Source organism: Rothia sp. HMSC071F11, assembly GCF_001809115.1.
Classification (GTDB): Bacteria; Actinomycetota; Actinomycetes; order Actinomycetales; family Micrococcaceae; genus Rothia; species Rothia dentocariosa.
The window spans coordinates 141236-158647 of record NZ_KV795741.1; the positions used below are offsets into that span (position 1 = coordinate 141236).

Annotated in this window: 18 protein-coding genes; 10 read left to right on the forward strand and 8 right to left on the reverse strand. The window is 51.4% G+C overall.

Annotated features, from left to right (window positions below; all coding sequences use genetic code 11):
- From HMPREF2554_RS03670 to HMPREF2554_RS03685, 4 genes are all read right to left on the reverse strand, one after another.
- The coding region (locus tag HMPREF2554_RS03670) for a uracil phosphoribosyltransferase (protein ID WP_070554040.1) at nt 1-568 on the reverse strand (568 nt) is incomplete at its 3' end.
- A gap of 11 nt (nt 569-579) precedes the next feature.
- Nucleotides 580-1296, reverse strand: a complete 717-nt coding sequence (locus HMPREF2554_RS03675; protein WP_013397569.1) for a hypothetical protein — start codon at nt 1294-1296, stop codon at nt 580-582.
- Nucleotides 1297-1306: 10 nt separating this feature from the next.
- Nucleotides 1307-1999, reverse strand: coding sequence for a hypothetical protein (locus tag HMPREF2554_RS03680; RefSeq protein ID WP_013397568.1), 693 nt, complete (start codon nt 1997-1999; stop codon nt 1307-1309).
- Nucleotides 2000-2729: 730 nt separating this feature from the next.
- Nucleotides 2730-3218 carry a hypothetical protein gene (locus tag HMPREF2554_RS03685; RefSeq protein WP_070554042.1) on the reverse strand — a complete coding sequence of 163 codons (489 nt, stop codon included), beginning with the start codon at nt 3216-3218 and terminating at the stop codon, nt 2730-2732.
- A 209-nt stretch (nt 3219-3427) separates the two neighbouring features.
- On the opposite strand from HMPREF2554_RS03685, the gene HMPREF2554_RS03690 reads away from it, so the two are divergent.
- From HMPREF2554_RS03690 to HMPREF2554_RS03700, 3 genes are all read left to right on the forward strand, one after another.
- Nucleotides 3428-3859, forward strand: coding sequence for a MarR family winged helix-turn-helix transcriptional regulator (locus HMPREF2554_RS03690; RefSeq protein WP_013397566.1), 432 nt, complete (start codon nt 3428-3430; stop codon nt 3857-3859).
- 28 nt (nt 3860-3887) lie between these two features.
- The gene (locus tag HMPREF2554_RS03695) at nt 3888-4241 is read left to right on the forward strand and encodes a hypothetical protein (RefSeq protein ID WP_013397565.1); all 354 of its coding nucleotides are present in this window, start codon (nt 3888-3890) and stop codon (nt 4239-4241) included.
- Between the two features lie 257 nt (nt 4242-4498).
- On the forward strand, nt 4499-5239 hold the full coding sequence (locus tag HMPREF2554_RS03700; RefSeq protein ID WP_004005214.1) for an SDR family NAD(P)-dependent oxidoreductase: 741 nt from the start codon (nt 4499-4501) through the stop codon (nt 5237-5239).
- Between the two features lie 169 nt (nt 5240-5408).
- Here HMPREF2554_RS03700 and HMPREF2554_RS03705 read toward each other — a convergent pair whose 3' ends face one another.
- Complete coding sequence (locus HMPREF2554_RS03705) at nt 5409-5756, reverse strand: winged helix-turn-helix transcriptional regulator (protein WP_004005213.1); 348 nt, start codon at nt 5754-5756, stop codon at nt 5409-5411.
- Nucleotides 5757-5884: 128 nt separating this feature from the next.
- Here HMPREF2554_RS03705 and HMPREF2554_RS03710 point away from each other — a divergent pair, with 128 nt between their 5' ends.
- The 4 genes from HMPREF2554_RS03710 to HMPREF2554_RS03725 all read left to right on the forward strand — a co-directional run bounded on the left by HMPREF2554_RS03710 (nt 5885) and on the right by HMPREF2554_RS03725 (nt 8900).
- Nucleotides 5885-6523: a nitroreductase family protein gene (locus HMPREF2554_RS03710; RefSeq protein ID WP_070554044.1), complete on the forward strand. Its 639-nt coding sequence runs from the start codon at nt 5885-5887 to the stop codon at nt 6521-6523.
- A gap of 169 nt (nt 6524-6692) precedes the next feature.
- Nucleotides 6693-7397, forward strand: a complete 705-nt coding sequence (locus HMPREF2554_RS03715; protein WP_070554046.1) for an aspartate/glutamate racemase family protein — start codon at nt 6693-6695, stop codon at nt 7395-7397.
- Nucleotides 7398-7433: 36 nt separating this feature from the next.
- The gene (locus tag HMPREF2554_RS03720) at nt 7434-7904 is read left to right on the forward strand and encodes a methyltransferase family protein (RefSeq protein WP_070554048.1); all 471 of its coding nucleotides are present in this window, start codon (nt 7434-7436) and stop codon (nt 7902-7904) included.
- A gap of 150 nt (nt 7905-8054) precedes the next feature.
- The gene (locus HMPREF2554_RS03725; protein WP_070554050.1) at nt 8055-8900 is read left to right on the forward strand and encodes an alpha/beta fold hydrolase; all 846 of its coding nucleotides are present in this window, start codon (nt 8055-8057) and stop codon (nt 8898-8900) included.
- A 215-nt stretch (nt 8901-9115) separates the two neighbouring features.
- Here the strand turns inward: HMPREF2554_RS03725 and HMPREF2554_RS03730 are convergent, their stop codons facing one another.
- The 3 genes from HMPREF2554_RS03730 to HMPREF2554_RS03740 all read right to left on the reverse strand — a co-directional run bounded on the left by HMPREF2554_RS03730 (nt 9116) and on the right by HMPREF2554_RS03740 (nt 13866).
- Nucleotides 9116-10948 carry a glycoside hydrolase family 13 protein gene (locus tag HMPREF2554_RS03730; protein ID WP_070554053.1) on the reverse strand — a complete coding sequence of 611 codons (1833 nt, stop codon included), beginning with the start codon at nt 10946-10948 and terminating at the stop codon, nt 9116-9118.
- Between the two features lie 131 nt (nt 10949-11079).
- On the reverse strand, nt 11080-12888 hold the full coding sequence (locus HMPREF2554_RS03735; protein ID WP_070554055.1) for a glycoside hydrolase family 13 protein: 1809 nt from the start codon (nt 12886-12888) through the stop codon (nt 11080-11082).
- Nucleotides 12889-12972: 84 nt separating this feature from the next.
- Nucleotides 12973-13866 carry an endonuclease/exonuclease/phosphatase family protein gene (locus tag HMPREF2554_RS03740; protein WP_070554056.1) on the reverse strand — a complete coding sequence of 298 codons (894 nt, stop codon included), beginning with the start codon at nt 13864-13866 and terminating at the stop codon, nt 12973-12975.
- 356 nt (nt 13867-14222) lie between these two features.
- Here HMPREF2554_RS03740 and HMPREF2554_RS03745 point away from each other — a divergent pair, with 356 nt between their 5' ends.
- From HMPREF2554_RS03745 to HMPREF2554_RS03755, 3 genes are all read left to right on the forward strand, one after another.
- On the forward strand, nt 14223-15866 hold the full coding sequence (locus HMPREF2554_RS03745; protein ID WP_004005202.1) for an alpha-glucoside-specific PTS transporter subunit IIBC: 1644 nt from the start codon (nt 14223-14225) through the stop codon (nt 15864-15866).
- Between the two features lie 95 nt (nt 15867-15961).
- Entirely contained in the window at nt 15962-16861 is a 900-nt protein-coding gene (locus tag HMPREF2554_RS03750) for a MurR/RpiR family transcriptional regulator (RefSeq protein ID WP_004005201.1), read from the forward strand.
- A 3-nt stretch (nt 16862-16864) separates the two neighbouring features.
- Entirely contained in the window at nt 16865-17320 is a 456-nt protein-coding gene (locus tag HMPREF2554_RS03755; protein WP_013397556.1) for a hypothetical protein, read from the forward strand.
- Nucleotides 17321-17412 lie beyond the last annotated feature (92 nt).

Genomic DNA, 17412 nt, shown 5'->3' on the forward strand with positions numbered 1-17412 from the left:
CTAGCATAAACGGCACATAGGTAACCTCGGAGATTGGGGCAACAATAAGGCCGTAAATATTGGCGCCTCGTATCCACCGAAACTTGACTGATCTCCTAAACCGCATAAACGCGACAACCTGCAAGAAAATGTGGATCATGTAGGGCAGTGCAACAACGGTAGCAATAGCTACAATGGCAAATATAAGATCGCTAAATTCATCGCGTTCAGACACCATAATATAAATGGCTGCTTGGATAAAAATAAACAATAGGACAAGTACAGGAATAATAATCAGAACATTCCTGATAGCCTGTGCTATGAGAAGACTTTTGCGGGTGTTGGGGTCTATATCGAACTGTTTTGGTACGCGCTCATGAGATTCTTCCTTTTTCTTGGTCCCCTGAGGTTCCGAGCCAGCCTGAGGCTCCAAGGACATCTTACCCTCAATACCTTCTAAGCCGTATAGCTGTGTATATTTGGGATCTTGATGGGCATTCTCCGGATTATTGCCCGATGCACTTTGCTTTTCCACGGGAGGCTGCGGATCATTATTATCAGTGGCTGAAAAATTCTTATCGGTGCTCATTGCTGTTCACCCTAATCTTTCTTCTGCGACCTAACATTAACGCGCTGCCAAGGAATTTCTACAATCGGATCTTCATGGTGCTTCTTCAGGGTTTTTAAATCATCCGTTTCGTATATTGCATTCTTGAAACCGGATAAAGTATTATCTGGCGTTGGGCGTTTATCAGTATCCATATTTTTATTATGAGAGGATAGTTTTTTCTTTTTCCAGTTATATATAATCACTGCAATAATAGTGAAAACGCTTATAATCGCCTCAAGAGCGCAGGCACCTAGCAACCACCGTAATGGTTGAATATCGGCACTTGTTACATTTGGAGCCGACATCTCAATCACGAACCATGTATAAAAAGCAGCAATAGGCGCAACAACGAGCAAACTATAGATGTTCGTCCCTAAAAACCATGCGGTTTTGGTTCCCCGAATCATCTTTATACATGCCACAATTTGCAGCAGAATATAAACGATAAAGGGCGAAAAAAGGATGAGTAGAAGAAGAAATCCTTCAAAATCATCAAAATCACTGGCAAGGAGGGAAAATACCACACTCTGGAGAATCATGGTTTCGAGAATTAGCCTAATAATCTGCACAGTTATAAAGCTAGAAAGAAGCAAGTTCCGCTTCTCAGTCGAATCTGCCTCAGATTCTTTCTCTATTTCATGAACGTTTTGAGCCTGGCCTATAGCAAACTCATCATTAACTATCGGAAAATTCTTATCGGTGCTCATGGCGCTCACCCTAATCTTTCTTCTGCGACCTAACGTTAATGTGCTGCCGAGGAACCTTTGCATCCGATTTATCATGGTGATTCTTCAGGGGTTTTAAACCACCATCCGTTTCGTATGCCCCGGAGTTAGAACCTTCCAGAACATCGTCAGATATTCGAGGCTTAGTGACAGTAATCCTTTTGCCTTGAAAATCACGAAGATCATTCCTCTTGATTACGTTCATCACGACGATCATGACGATGCTGATAACAGCTTCAAGAACGCAGGCACCTAGCGACCACCATAATAGTCCAATATCAGCACCTGTTATGTTTGGAGCTGCCACCTGCAGCTCCATCATGAACCACGTATAGAAAGCACCAATAGGCGCAACAATCATCAGGCTATAAATGTTGATTCCTACAACCCAAGCGATCCGAGTTTCTTTCTTTGCCCGTGACCATGCCACAGCCTGCAAAATAAAATGCAAACCAAAAGGCAGGAAAAGAAGGAAACCTCCAAGACCAATAGTGAGCAAAGGGAGTAATGGCAGTACTAATATAAATTCAATGACAGTCCTTATGGTCTGCACAGCTATAAGACTAGGAGGAAACGAGGTCTGCTTCTTGGTCGAATCTGCCTTAGGTTCTTTCTTTATCTCATGAACATCTTGAGCCTGGAGCGTTCCATGCTCAGGTTTTGGAAGGTTCTTATTAGTAGTCATGGCTTCACCCTAAGCTTCTAGCCTGGGTATTCCGTGGAAGCTCCCTGAATATTCTCAAAAAACAATACTTTTTATTTTTTATAAAATAAAAAATGATATTTATCTAAAATAGAGTTTCTAATGCTTTATGGAGGATTATTTATTAGGGCTCCTTTAGATGACAGTAAAAACAGTGGTTCCTACCCCTGCTATACGTATGATGGTGAAAGAAGCGACCAGCCACCAATCACATGCAGGTGGAAACCGTTGCTTTCTTGCCGTCACTGGACTGACCACTGCATAATTCGCAACCGCCCTCAATCGCTTAGTCATACTCTGACTTGGGATACCCCCAAGCAGCTCTCGCCGTCCTTTGTTGACCATGGTGCATCTGAAGAGTATGTTTGTCGGATAAATTAGATCTAATAGTGCTAAAAGCCGCCTGGTATATTCTGGTCTTTCAGGATGCACCGGGTCTTTATATTCTTTGTAAAGGCAGTAACTGTGGTCTATACGTTAACCAGGGTAATCCACCGATCAGGTCGCAAACTTCGGGAGCGCAGATCTTCTTCGGGGTCCGTGCTCCCGCTATAAACTTCCGCTCCCGCTAAGAGAATGCGCCATCATGAAAACACTTTGAGGATAGGGTCGAGAGAATAATTTGAAGCCTGGTGTTTGGAATGTTTGTCGGCATTATTCTCTGCCTATGTCATCGATAATTCCAAACAAACTATTTCCCATATATATATGTTTAGAGATAGTCTGCGCCATCGAGTATTTTGCCGAAGAAATTGAAAACCTTCTCGGCAAACTTTTCGCCGCCATCCGGTTGTTCAGGATTCTTGCGGGAGAGCTTGAAAAGCTTAATTGTTCCCAAGATAGGGAGTGCCGCAAGTGATACTGCCGCAAGAAAGGCAAGAAGTGTGATAATTAGGTTAATAATAAAAATACTAGTAACATGCAGCAGATTAGCGCTAACAGCTACTCCGAGGATAATAAAGATAAGCGCCCAAGGAATCGTAGCTACAAAGCATATCCATGCAACTACACGCAACAAACTTTTGCGGAACCCGCGCGGATTTTCTGGGGCTGAGAACCCATATGCACGATATTTTTCATATGTGTTGGAGAAATTCTGGAACTCAGGCGAAGAGTCTTTAGATGTAGTTTTTTGAGGGGTGTTATTTCGAGTATATTCCGCGGGATGAGTAGTTCTACTGGGGTTTCGGGACGTGCTCATAGTATTTTATATCTTTCATACAATGATGATTTGAATACGGTATAAATAATGTACCAACACGTTCTGAATATATCCTCAATGTACTCTGAGAAATTGCTGATGATAGAAGATAGGCTGTGCTTTTTGCCTTGGTAGCATCTCGCATCAGGCATTGACAACCAGTTGTCATATTTGTAAACTGGTTGCCAAAATTGCCGCTGGAGGAAAAAATGGATGCTTCATTGCTCAGCGAACTCGTGGTGCAGATCTTCCGTGTGAACGGAACACTCACCGCATGGGGAGACCGGTTCGCCGCCGAAAGTGGTCTCACAACTGCGCGCTGGCAAGTATTAGGTGCAATCTCAATGTCGAAAGAACCGAGTACTTCACCGCAAATCGCCGAACGCATGGGAATAACTCGGCAGGGCGTGCAAAAGCAGCTCAACCTCCTGCGGGATGAGGGGCTGGTGATGTCCGTCGAAAACCCTGCGCATAAACGTTCCCCACGGTATTCCTTGACCGAACACGGCGAGCAGAAATTAGCGGAAATCCGAAAACGCTGGCGCCAACAGGTCGAACAATGGAGTGGGTCATATCAGCATGAATCTGTTATTGCCGCTCTTGAGACGCTAGAGGTTTTATCTCAGCATCTTAAGGAATAATACGAAAAGCTACCGGCGGAGGTTTACTATGAATCCCGTTTTGCTAACTATAAATACTATTTCTGCACTCGTAACAATCGCTAGCGCGGTATTGGCTCTGTGCCGCCCCGGGCTTATGGTTCACGCTTCTTCCGTTGACGCTAATACTCGTTTCTACGTATACATGTATGCTGTGCGCGCCATACCAGCCGGAATAGCCGTTCTTATTGCACCCTTCTATTTTCGAGGCGGTGCCGTGGTCCTGCTTCTTGCGACTTTTGCGGTCATACAGGCGGGCGATGCCTTCATCGGCTGGACACGCAAAGAATGGGGCATGGTATTCTTCCCCTCACTCAGCGCGGCAGCCCACACGGTCGTCGCTTTTTCGGTTCCGGGCATATAGGGATAGACCTCAATGAAGGGAAGGATTGTTCGCAGGATATGTGCCCCCCGTGTGCACCGGCTCAGCCAGCGGTACTGGGACGCGGAGCTGTGCATAACAGAAAAAACCTGCTCCGAATGTCCTCTGCCACTCGGTCCTTCTAAGTAAAAACTCTAGGTATTTCTGTCCTCAATCTGTAGTGTTAAAAAGAGCGTTGTATTCCCAAGTACTTCGTGGATTTAGTCATCGAGTAAACATAAAAAACGAGGAGGAACCCCATGAAACGCTTTGAAAACAAGACCATTCTGATTACCGGCGCGAGCAGCGGTATTGGTTTGGCGGGCGCAAAACGCCTGATCGAAGAGGGCGCGCACGTTATCTTTACGGGTCGTACCGAAAGTCATGTGCAGGCTGCAGCAGCCGAGTTGGGCGATCATGCTACCGCCGTTCTGGATGATGTTTCGGACGGCAACACTTTGGAGCGCATCATGCCCGTGGTGGAGCGTGCTGGTGCGTTGGATGGTGTGTGGCTCAATGCCGCATACGCAGCCGGAGGTCCTTTAGAAGAGATGGATCAGGCGACTCTCGATCAGATATTTAAGGTGAATGTGGTGGCACCGATGATCCAAATGGGCGCGCTTTCTCCATATGTGAAAGACGGCGGGTCGGTGCTAGTGACGTCTTCGACGGCGGCTTATGAGGGAGCACCTATAGTCTCTGCCTATGCCGCAACAAAAGCTGCTATTCTGGCGGCGGCGCGCGGGTGGGCCTCCGAGCTTGCACCGCGCAATATTCGGGTGAATAGCCTGGTTCCCGGGCCGATTACGAGCAACCTGAGGTCGGTTCTTCCCGATGAGATGCGTGCCCAATTCGAGGAACGGCTTGCCGAGGCAGTGCTCCTCAAGCGTGTGGGCGATGCGCGTGAAGCCGCCGCGGTCGCGCTATTCCTGCTCTCTGATGAGGCCAGCTATGTGACGGGTAGCTCGTATACGGTAGACGGCGGTCTGATCATGCAGTAGCGCTCTGTTGTTCGGCGGTGCGTGAATACGCGCATAGCTGTCTAGCCCCAGGTAAGCGCTAAAAAGTGCCTTTATGCGAATAAAATGTTTTCTAACGCATTATTCACATAAAGGCATTTTTTGATCGAAAAGTGCGACGAAGATTTTAAGCTAATGAATGTCTATATTTTTACTCAGTTATGCGCGATATGCAGGGTTTCACAATACCTTGATGCCTAGAGTCGTATTCCCATCCCCAATCGCACATGAGTTGTAGCACCGGTAGAAATGTTTGCCCTTCCGTGCTTAGCGTGTATTCCACTCTTGGCGGTACTTCCGCATATACGGTGCGTTCGATGAGTTTATCCTCTTCAAGCTGACGGAGCTGCTCAGTTAGTACTTTGGAACTGATCCCTTCAAGTAGCAGAAGCAGATCGCGGGTGCGTTTTGCCCCACCGCTCAGATGGTAGAGAATGAGGCACTTATATTTGCCTCCAACTAGATTCATTGCCATCTCTATTGCAGAAATTTTTTTCATTAAAAACCTACCGTAAATACTTAAAACTTACCTAAAAGTATGTATAGAACTTATAAGTAAGTTATGTTTTAATGCATTTTTGTACATTATACTGAATTTTGTAATCACCCGAAGAGAAAATGTTACCCATGACTTTGCAAGACCTTATACGTGACCGTCGCTCTACTCGATATTTTGACCCGGCCTGCCTGATAAGCCACGAGGAAATATACCGTCTTATTAATCGTGCTAACCAGGCTCCCAGCAGTAATAATTCGCAGCCGTGGCGGGTTGTGATCGTAACCAAGCAGCATTTACGCGAAAAGCTGTTGCCTATTGCGTATAACCAGCAGCAGATTATGACTGCATCGGCCGTGTTGATTCTGCTGGGTGATCGGCAAGCATACTATGCGGATAATTTGAGTCGAATACATCATGAAGAATATATTGCTGGATGCTTCTCCCAAGAAATCTGTGAGGCTCTGACCCAAGCCGCTATTGAATTTTATGAGCCGCGTAGCGAGCAGGAAATACAGAAATTTTTAGGTTTAGACTGCGGGCTCTGGGCGATGACTTTTATGTTGGCGGCGCAGGAAGTCGGGTGGAATACGGTACCTATGACGGGATATCAGCGTGCAGAATTGCGTGAGATGCTGCGCCTGCCAAGCCGATATCTTGACAATATGATGATTGCTGTAGGCTCCGGAACACGAGAAGGACATCGCACTTTACGGCATGAGGCGGAGCGCGTAACGGTGTGGAATGCCCCTCCCTCAGGGCAACCTTAAGATCTCCGATTTGCCGCCCCGTATATGGTGGGATGCCGCTTTTCTATTCAGAAGTATCTTGCACATTCTATATGCATTTTGAATGCAAAACCTTCTCTATAGACGGGGTTACAGGGCTCACCCTACAATGAGGAATACCCACCAGAAGACAATAAAAGGAGCGTGCACCGTGAAAACCCTAGGCATTATCGGCGGCATGAGCCCTGAGAGCACCGCCCTGTATTACCGAATCATTAACCGTGAAGTCAACCGCCGCCTCGGAGGCAACCACAGCGCCGACATTGTGATGCACAGTGTAGATTTTGAGGAAGTCGTGCGTCTGCAAAAAAGCGGTGACTGGGAAGCCGCCGGGGCTCTACTGGCGGCAAGCGCCACAAAACTTGAGGGTGCGGGTGCGCAGCTGCTGCTGGTGGCCACGAACACCATGCACAAGGTTGCCCCCGCGATAGAGCGCGCCACCACCGTACCGCTACTGCACGTAGTTGACGCCACCGCCACCGCCATCCAAAGGCAGGGGCTGCAGAGGGTGGGGCTGCTGGGCACAACCTTCACCATGAGCGACGGGTTCTACACCGAGCGCATGGCGGCGCAAGGAATCCAGACGATCGTACCAACCGAACCGGAACAAGCAGAGACTAGCCGCATCATCTTTGAGCAGCTGTGCCTGGGTCGTGTGGAGCCTGAAGCCGTGCAGTATCTTCAGCAGGTCATTACAAGGCTGAAGGAACAGAGCGCCCAAGGCGTGATTCTGGGGTGCACCGAACTCTGCCTGGCGGTGGAAGCGGACAAGACCCCGCTGCCGGTCTTTGACAGCACCACCATTCACGCACTCGCGGCAGTAGAGGCAGTGTTAACGCTGCCGCTTACCGCATAAACCCCGCTTCTTGACCGAAATAAATAACTGTTCCCTATGAAAAGACTAGCTGCAGCCCTTGAACATAAAGTTCCGCCGCCACTTATAGGGGCACTGTGCGCCTCACTGATGTGGCTCATCTGCGGGATGCCGCCGCTGACAGGCAGACCACCACTGCTGCTGGTGCCTGCCCTTGCACTGGTTGTACTCGGCCTAACGGTAGACGCGGCGGGGGTGCTGTCATTTAGACGTGCCCGCACCACAGTAAACCCGTTCGCCCCTGAACGCACCGTAAACATTGTCTCCTCCGGAATATACCGTTTAAGCCGCAACCCCATGTACTTGGGCATGGCCTGCATACTTACCGGGTGGGCGGTGTGGCTGTGGCAGGTGCAGGCTGTGCTCGGGGTGGTGCTTTTCGTCGTCTGGATAACGCGTTTCCAGATTATTCCCGAAGAGCGGGTTCTCACCCAGAATTTCGGTACAGAATACCGGCAGTACCGCCAGCGGGTGCGGCGCTGGGTATAGCCCAGCACCTGCCAAAACTGTGTATGGCTGGCTTACGTACATACATCCTGCCAACCGAAACCCTGAATGGTTCGGGGACTCACTATCGTATGTGTGTCTTTTCAGGATAGACTTAATAGCGGTGGGATCTCATGAAAGACGGTGATATGCATGAATCGTATCTCAACCCATTTTCTCGATCTTGAGGGCATTAAAACCGCGTACTACAGTACGGAGGGTGAAGGCACGCCTATCGTGCTCCTTCATGGTGGCGGGGTGGATCATGCCATGCTCTCCTGGAAAACGATCATGCAGACCTGGACCGGGTCTCAGCCTTTAGTTGCCCTGGATCTGCCAGGGTACGGAAACAGCGATAAACCCGAATTAGAGTACTCGCTGAGTTTCTACACAGGCTTCCTCAATGCCTTCCTGGATACTTTGAACGCTCAAAATGTTACCTTGTGTGGCCTTTCAATGGGCGGCGCCATTGCTTTGCAATATGCGCTGCGGTATCCGGAGTATATTGGCAAGCTGGTGCTGGTAGCGCCTTGGGGTGTGTCCGCTTCAGCACCGTATTCACTTATGGGACGGTTGCTGGTGCGTTTGCCGCTCAATCAGGCGGCATATAAAACCTTGCAGAACAGGTGGCTGGCAAAGAACATTATTGCCGGGTCACTGATTGGAAATCGCGAGAAAATTACCCCCGAAATTCTGGATGAGGTGCAAACCGCCGCCCATTCGAAAGATGCGGCACGAGTTTTTCAATCATTTCAGATCAGTGAGCTGTGGGGAGAATATCCGGTCGGGCACCTGATACCGCTTCTGCCACAGATCAAGGTGCCAACCCTATTTATTCAAGGGGATAAGGACCCCGGCGTCAAAGTCGGTGATGTGAAGCAGGCAGCCGCTTCTATGCCGAATACACGGGTCGAAATTTTTGAGCATCATAAGCATTGGGTTCAGAAAGAGAGCCCCGAACGGTTTGTGGATATAGTGCGCGACTTCGTCGAATCGTAACTCTTGTCATACTGAACGAACAGTATAAAAATGAACTCCGGGAAGCGCTTTGAGAACAAGATTTTCTGGTGATCGGCGGGAGCAGCAGTATCGGCTGGACATGCGCAAAACGTCTTTGAACTCTGAATAATGCAGCTTTGGGCGTATTACAAGACCCTAGAGGGTAGGTAATACGCCCAAAGCTGCGTTATTCGGATTGGGAGGGGAGAAGAATTCTACTTCACGATGCGGTAGACCTTCGCTTCGTAGGGGCGTAGGGTGGTGCTCGCATCGGTCAGGGCGCCGGCGTCATCCCGGTAGTTGGAGTGCACCAGTTCGACGGACGCTCCGGCTGCACGCGCATCATCCAGCAGCGAGAAGGTGCGCTCCACCGAATCAGACGTGAAGTTAGAAACCACGAGCAGAGACTGGTTCGCGTCGGTGCCGTCCGGACCGCCGGTACGAGTGTAGGCGTACACCTGCTCATCCTCGGCATGAGGAACCTCAACCGAATCTACGGGCGCGAACGACCCGTACACCATCAAATCTTTGAGCTCACCGCGGCGCAGCTTCGCCAATTCCTGATAGTGGTAGAACACCGAATCCTGATCGTCCAGGGCAGCCTGCGCATTAATCTGCGGGTAGTTCGGGTTCACCTTCAGCCACGGCTCGACTCCCGCGTTCGTGAAACCACCGTTCGCCGAGTCGTCCCATTGCATTGGAGTGCGGGCGTTATCACGACCCTTAATGTAGATAGCGCGCATCGCATCCTCGTGGCTGAGCCGCTGATGATCCACGTGCATATCCTCGTAGAAACGAATCGAATCGCCGTCGCGGTAGTCGTCGATCGACTCGAACCGCACGTTGGTCATCCCCAGTTCCTCACCCTGATAAATATAGGGGGTTCCCTGCATAAAATGTAGGGTGGTTGCCAACTGCTTCGCTGAAAGCACCCGAAATTCGGGGGAATCGTTGCCGAACCGTGAGACCACGCGCGGCTGATCGTGGTTATTCCAGTACAGCGAACCCCACGCCTTGCCCTCAAGTTTCGTCTGCCACTCGTTCAGAATGCGCTTAAGCTCGGTCAGCTTGTACGGCGCGTACGACCACTTGCCGCCCAGCGAACCTTCGGGGTCGTTATCGACGCCCATGTGGTCGAAGTGGAAGAGCATCTGCAGTTCGCCCGCATCGTAGCCCGCCCACAGCTTCGCGTCCTCGGGGCTGGTCGCGCTCGTTTCGCCCACGGTCATCACATCGTACTTCGAGAACGCCTCACGGTTGAGCTCTTTCATCCACGGATGCACCATCGTGCCGTTCGCAATCACAAACGGGATCGACGACGTATGCTTTTCAAAATCAGTGGAAGGGTCATCCGGGAAGCCTTCGGGCTTAGAAATAATGTTGATGGCGTCCAGCCGGAAACCATCCACGCCCTTATCGAGCCACCAGCGCACCATCGCATACAGGTCTTCGCGCACCTTCGGGTTCGCCCAGTTCAGATCGGGCTGTTCCTTGAAGAAAATGTGCAGGTAGAACTGTTGCGTGGCTTCATCCCACTCCCAAGCGGAGCCACCGAATTCGGAAGCCCAGTTATTCGGAGGAATCGGGGCGCCATTCTCGTCAAACCCGTTGGGGTCTTTCCAAATGTAGTAGTCGCGGTACGGGTTATCCTTTGAGGAACGAGACTGCACAAACCACGGATGCTGATCCGAAGTATGGTTCGCCACCAAATCCATCAGAATTTTAATGCCGTGCTCATGTGCGGTCGCCAGCAACTCATCGAAATCTTCCATTGTTCCGAAATCGCTCATAATGTCGAAGTAGTCGGAAATATCGTAGCCGTTATCCACATTCGGCGAATCAAACACGGGGGAGAGCCAGATAACGTTAATGCCCAGTTTCGCCAGGTACGGGATTTTTTCGGTGATGCCGGGCAGGTCGCCGATACCGTCGCCATTGGAGTCGTTGAAGGAACGCGGGTACACCTGGTAGACCACCGCTTCCTTCCACCACTGCCGCCCGGCGTAGGAAGGAACCGCACGCTCTTCAGTCGTGGTTTCACTGCTCATCAGAAGCCTTTCTTTAAGGATTGCGTCGTTCGGCTCAGCGGGAAGACCCGTAAGCCGCATCGCCGCAGGTATATCTGTAAAAATTCTCAGTCAGGGTGTGCCAGCGCGCCACTCGCCGCGCACTCTACGCCCTACCGGTACAGGTACACCTTCGCCTCATAGGGGCGCAGAGTGGTACCTTCGTCCGTGAACTCGCCGTGCTCATTCCGGTAGTTTGAGCTGATCAGCTCGGGTGCTTCTGCCATAGCCGCAAGCTCCTCAAGTTTCAGCACGCCCGGGTTCTTGAGCGCCAAAGAAGCGAGCTGACCGTCTGCATAGGGTAAAGATAGTGTTTCTTGGGTGAAATTAGCAACCACCAGCAGGGCGCGCTCGCCGGATGCGGCGGCAGCATCTTCGGCAGAGTTCACACGCAGGTAGGCATACACCTGCTCATCCTCGGGGTTGAGCACACGGTATTCGCCGGTGAGCACGATGGGGTGCTCTTTGCGCAGATGAATGAGATCGCTGTAGTGATAGAAAATAGAATCATCGTTCGCCAATTCTTCGGCGGCGTTAATGTCGGTATACTGCGGGTTCACCTTCAGCCACGGGGTGCCGGTCGTAAAGCCCGCATTTTCGCTCGCATCCCACTGCATGGGGGTTCGCGCATTATCCCGACCCGAAGCACTGATGTACCGCAGCATATCCTCGGGGCTAACCCGCTGGGACTCCACCACGTATTTACGCCAAGAATCATGGATTTCAAGGTCGTTATAGTCATCTACCGAGTCGAAGAAAACATTGGTCATACCCAGCTCTTCACCCTGATAGATGTACGGCGTTCCCTGCATCATGTGCAGAACCGTGCCGAGCATCTTACCGCTGACCTCACGGAACTCGGGGGAGTCATTGCCGAAACGTGAAACCGTGCGCGGCTGGTCGTGGTTATTCCAGTACAGCGAATTCCATCCGCGACCATGCAGCCCCGTCTGCCAGTGGCTGAGAACCTTCTTCAAATCCACCAGGTTAAAACGAGTATCCGACCATTTGCCGGTAGTGCCGCCTGCGCTGGCATCCACATCCATATGCTCGAACTGGAACACCATCTGCAGTTCGTGGCGGTCAAAACCTGTGTACAGGGCGGCATCTTCCACGCTCACGCAGGGAGTCTCACCCACGGTCATCACCGGGTACTTGCTGAGTACCTCGCGGTTCATCTCGCGCAGGAACTCGTGCACACGCGGACCGTTCGCGGCCACCGCCAGAGAATTATCTAGCCCTCCTGCGGTGACGGCGGGGTCATCCGGGAAGGAAAGATCCATAGAAATCAGGTTGATAACATCCATGCGGAAACCGTCGACGCCCTTATCAAGCCAGAACCGCATAATGTCGTAGACCTCTTCACGTACTTTCGGGTTTTCCCAGTTGAGGTCGGGCTGCTTCACCGAAAAATAGTGCAGATAGAACTGCTGAGTGCCCTCGTCCCATTCCCAAACCGATGGTGAGAAACAGGAAATCCAGTTATTCGGCGGAATCGGGGTGCCGTCTTCAGAAAACCCGGCAGGGTCACGCCACACATAGTAGTCGCGGTACGGGTTATCCTTCGCAGAACGTGCCTGACGGAACCATTCGTGCTCATCCGAAGTGTGGTTCACCACCAAATCCATCATGAGTTTGATGCCGTGCTCATGTGCGGTCGCCAGCAGCTCGTCGAAGTCGGCCATTGTGCCGAACTCGGTCATAATCGCCCGGTAATCCGAAATATCGTAGCCATTATCGTCATTCGGCGAAGCATAGATCGGGGAAAGCCAGATAACATCTATACCCAGCTTCGCCAGATACGGAATTTTTTCGGTGATACCGGGCAGATCGCCGATGCCGTCACCATTGGAGTCGTTGAAGGAACGCGGGTAAATCTGGTACACAACGGGCTGTTGCCACCACTGAATTTCAGTTTTCATGAGCTGTCCTTCCACGGAATACATATCAATTTAAAATCTGAAGGCGGAAACGCGCTAAGCTGCGGCACCCCTAGGATCGCCGCACTATCCGGGCTGTACCTGCGACGGCAGCGGCACGGGGTGCATCCTGGCAGTGGGCTCGAAACTCGACTCGTTAAGCTCCACCAGCACACCACTGTGATCGGAAATCGCCTTAGGAGAATTATCGCGAAATACCACCGCATGCGAAAGTACCTTCACCGCGCGGTCGGCAAACACGAAGTCAATGCGCTTGGCTTCCTCCTGCCCTTCCCACCCGGCAATCTCGCGATGTACGGTGAATTCGCCGTCGGTACGCTCGGCAATCTCACGAGTATCCACCAGGCCGGAAGAAAGCACAAGATCGTACCCTTCGCCACGCACCTGCGCCGCCGTGTTGAAATCGCCGCCCATCAGAACGGGCGCATCCTGACCGCGCTCGGTGAGGGCCTGCGAAAGCCGTGCAAACTCATGTGCGAAAAGCGGTTCGCCCTGAAAATCCCACCACGACATATGGGCGCTTGCACACCATACGGAACCCGCATCAGTACCAACCCGAACCGCGAGAGAAGACCTGCGCTCAACCCGGTCGTAGCTGTACTGCGGGCTCATTACAATAGGCTCGATGCGTTCAATAGGCACGCGAGAAAGCACCGCCACACACTCGTCATACCGATCCCACCCAATATGTGTTTCGGTCAGCGCCCATTCGTACTGAAGCCCTAAATCAGCCAGGAACCGAACCAGCAACAGTGCATAATTATCCTCACGGATAGGAATACCGGCCCCGCCCTGGTACCCCAGTGGCGTATCCACAATAGGGGAGTGCAGGTACTGATTCACCTCCTGCAACGCAATAACATCAACCCGATGGTGGGCAATGAAACGGGCAAGCTCGTGAATTTTAACGATCTGGTGAGGCTCGCACCAGCTGTGAGTGTTAAGAGTAAGAAAACGCATCGTCTCTAGAAATATAAAGGTGAGGGGACAACACGCGGTTCTCGCCCTCTGCACTTCGTGAAAATGTCGGTGGAAAACTACTTTTATATGCTAACCATTTGCATGGTCAATAACGCAGCAAAATACTCACCGGAAACACCAATACTTTTACCCGGTACTGGGACATGTTTCGGGTTCTGAAAAACTATGCCAAAAAACCCGATCAAGGAGGTTTTAGTCCGTAAAAGATGACATGATATTGCTATTAAATAAAACATTGCACCACACGCGCGGGCGCATCGCGCGGTAATTCCTGGCCAACACACGGCAGACACCTAGGCGCCCGCTCACTCTCAACCAGAAAGGGCGTCAGCCTTATGATGGAAAAAATTCAGAGGTTCGGGTCCGCCATGTTGGCGCCCGTGCTTCTTTTCGCCTTCGCTGGCCTAGCGGTCGGTATCGGCACCGTTGCCACCCTCCCAAATATTGTTGGCGATCTCGCGAACGAAGATACCTTCTGGTACCAAGCGTGGACTGTTTGGCTTGACGGCGCATGGACCGTTTTCCGGCAAATAGAGCTCCTTTTCGTGCTGGGTCTGCCGATTGCGCTCGCAAAGACCGCAAACGCTCGTGCCGTCCTCGAAGCCGGAATGGTCTATCTGACCTTCAACTATTTGGTGGCCGGTATGCTGAATTTCTGGGGCCAAGGCGGTTCGGGATTCTTCCAGCTGGATTACAACACCTCTATTTCGCTAGATAACTCGGATTCTTACGGTACCGGCCTGAAAATTATCGCCGGTATTAAGACGATCGATACCGGTATTTTCGGCGCTATCATCATTTCCGCGATCGTGGTGTGGGTCCATAACCGATACTTCGATAAGAAGCTGCCCGACTTCCTCGGTATTTTCCAGGGCACCCAGTTCGTCTACGCGATCTGCTTCTTCCTGATGATGCCCATCGCCTTTATCTTCGCGTGGCTGTGGCCTTACGCTCAGCATGGTATCGCAAGCATGCAGGGCTTCTTCATCGCCTCCGGCGCGTTAGGCGTGTGGATCTACACTTTCTTGGAGCGCATCCTGATTCCAACCGGCCTGCACCACTTCATCTACTCGCCGTTCATGTTCGGTAACGCTGTGACCCCGAACGGTATCGTGAAGGATTGGCCGACCCACATCAGCGAATTTGCCAAGAGCGACAAGCCTCTGCGCGAGCTCTTCCCCGGCGGCGGTTTCGCACTGCACGGTAACTCGAAGATCTTTGCGCCCCTCGGTATCTCTGCCGCCTTCTACACCACGGCACGCCGTGAGAAGCGTAAAGAAGTTCTCGCCCTGCTGATCCCGGTGACCCTCACCGCAATGCTGATCGGTATTACCGAGCCGCTGGAGTTTACCTTCCTGTTCGTGGCACCCCCGCTGTTCGCTGTTCACGCGGTGCTGGCGGCTTCGATGGCGTCGATCATGTACATGCTTGGCCTCTCAGGCAACATGGGCGGTGGCTTGCTTGATAACTTCCTCTTCCTCAACTGGGTTCCGCTGTGGCAGAACCACTGGCCCACCTACCTTATGCAGATCGGCGTGGGTCTGTCCTTCACCGTCATCTACTTCCTGCTCTTCCGATTCCTCATTCTGAAGTTCGATTTCAAGACCCCGGGTCGCGAGGCTGAGGGCGGCGAAACGAAGCTGTACTCGAAAGCCGAATACAAGGCCGCGAAGGCAGCCGAGAAGAAGGGTGCCGCATCCGCAGATGACGCTGGCGATGCAGATCTGTATGCCCCGCGAGCGGCAGGATTCCTCGAACTGCTTGGCGGTGCCGATAACATCACCACGGTGAACAACTGTGCTACTCGCCTGCGTGTCTCGGTGGCGGATGAATCCCTGGTTGATACTTCGGATGCTGCCTTCAAGGATGCCGGAGCCCTCGGTATTGTGCGCAAGGGCAAGGCATTCCAGGTGATTGTGGGTATGGACGTTCCGCAGGTTCGCGAGCGTTTTGAAACCATGGTGAACACCAAAGAGTAAGGTTATATTCACCTTCTAGGGAAACCTACCGAGCTCCTGAATCGAAGACGTTGTAATATTTATGTATTGCGCGTTTTCGATTCAGGAGCTTTTGAGTGGATTTACAAGATGTGGTGAACGCGAACCAACACAGGTTCAGCGATACCGAACGCGATATTTTGGCGTTCATGCTTGAAAACGAAGAATTTGTTGCGGAGGCGACTATCAACTCCCTCGCGCACAAGACCTATACTTCAACCAGCTCCATTATTAGGCTCACCAAGAAGCTCAATTTTTCGGGTTTTGCCGAGCTGAAATACTTCATTAAATCTTCCTTGACGAAATCGGAACCCTATAACCCGCGTTTTATCGAAAGCGGCCGCGAAGATATTTTGCGCACCTACGATTACCTGGAACATATGGAGCTTTCCGGGCTTTTGAGGAAACTTCATACGGCGCGCACAATCTACTGTTTCGGAACCGGGTACGCGCAACGAAACGCGGTACAAGAATTTGCTAAGTCTATGCAGGTCTGCGGCAAATTCTGCCATGTAATTCCTGCACGCAATGAATTTGAAAGCACCATGAGCGCTATGAATCAGGACGATGTCGTGATTCTTGTCTCCTTCTCAGGACAGACTGAAAATATGCGCGAACACGTCAAAATGCTGGCACTGCGGAAAATCCCCATGATCGCAATTACCGCTATTGGCGTGAACTTTATGTCCTCCTACGCCGAGTACTCACTGCACTACCAAACCACCCCCACCCAGTTGAGTACTCAGCGCAAGCCTTACCACTCGTTCGTGGCGCTCTCAGTGCTTTTGGACTATATTGTGCGCCGGTATATAGACCATGTTGAAACCCAACAGCGCGGCAACTCCACCAAAACAGCGCAGGTTCTTGAAAGTTCTGAATTTAGCGCCGAAACCGGGGCACTCGACGTCGCCGATATACGTGCCCAAGCTGGTGCAGTAGCTATTGATCGGCAGCACACAGACCCATCGGAGACCTAGCCCGTGATCGCAATCCTCGAACTTATCAATAATCCGCAGAAAATGCGCCGATACCTTTTCTGGTATCTCATTATCATGCCCCTGGCGCTCTTTGCGTGGATTCTGTTGGGCGCCGCCAACTCCGGCTTGGATTTCAAAGCTGCGATCAATATTCCGTTTTATGCTGTAGCATTTTTGAACGGGTGCCTGTCGATTCTATTCGCGGGACTACTCAAATTTGCTGCGAGCGAGAATGAACACACCGAACGCATGATTGCCTTCTACACCCTGGTGATGCTGGTGTTTGCAGGGAACCTGCCCGGTGCCCTGCTTGCGTTCTTCCTTTGGTGGGCACTGCGCGAGGCTCCTGAGGAACCCTTCGCCCCCAATTATCGATGGGTTTTTATCGCCTCGATGATTTTCTTCGGGCTGGTAACCCTTCTCGTACTTTTCGCAAATATACGCCTCTGGTCGGCATGATAACGGTACGTGAGGAACGCCCGTTCCCCGACCTGATCCGTGGAAAAGCACATCGGATACACGGGAATTAGCTAGAGCCTCCGTATGATGTT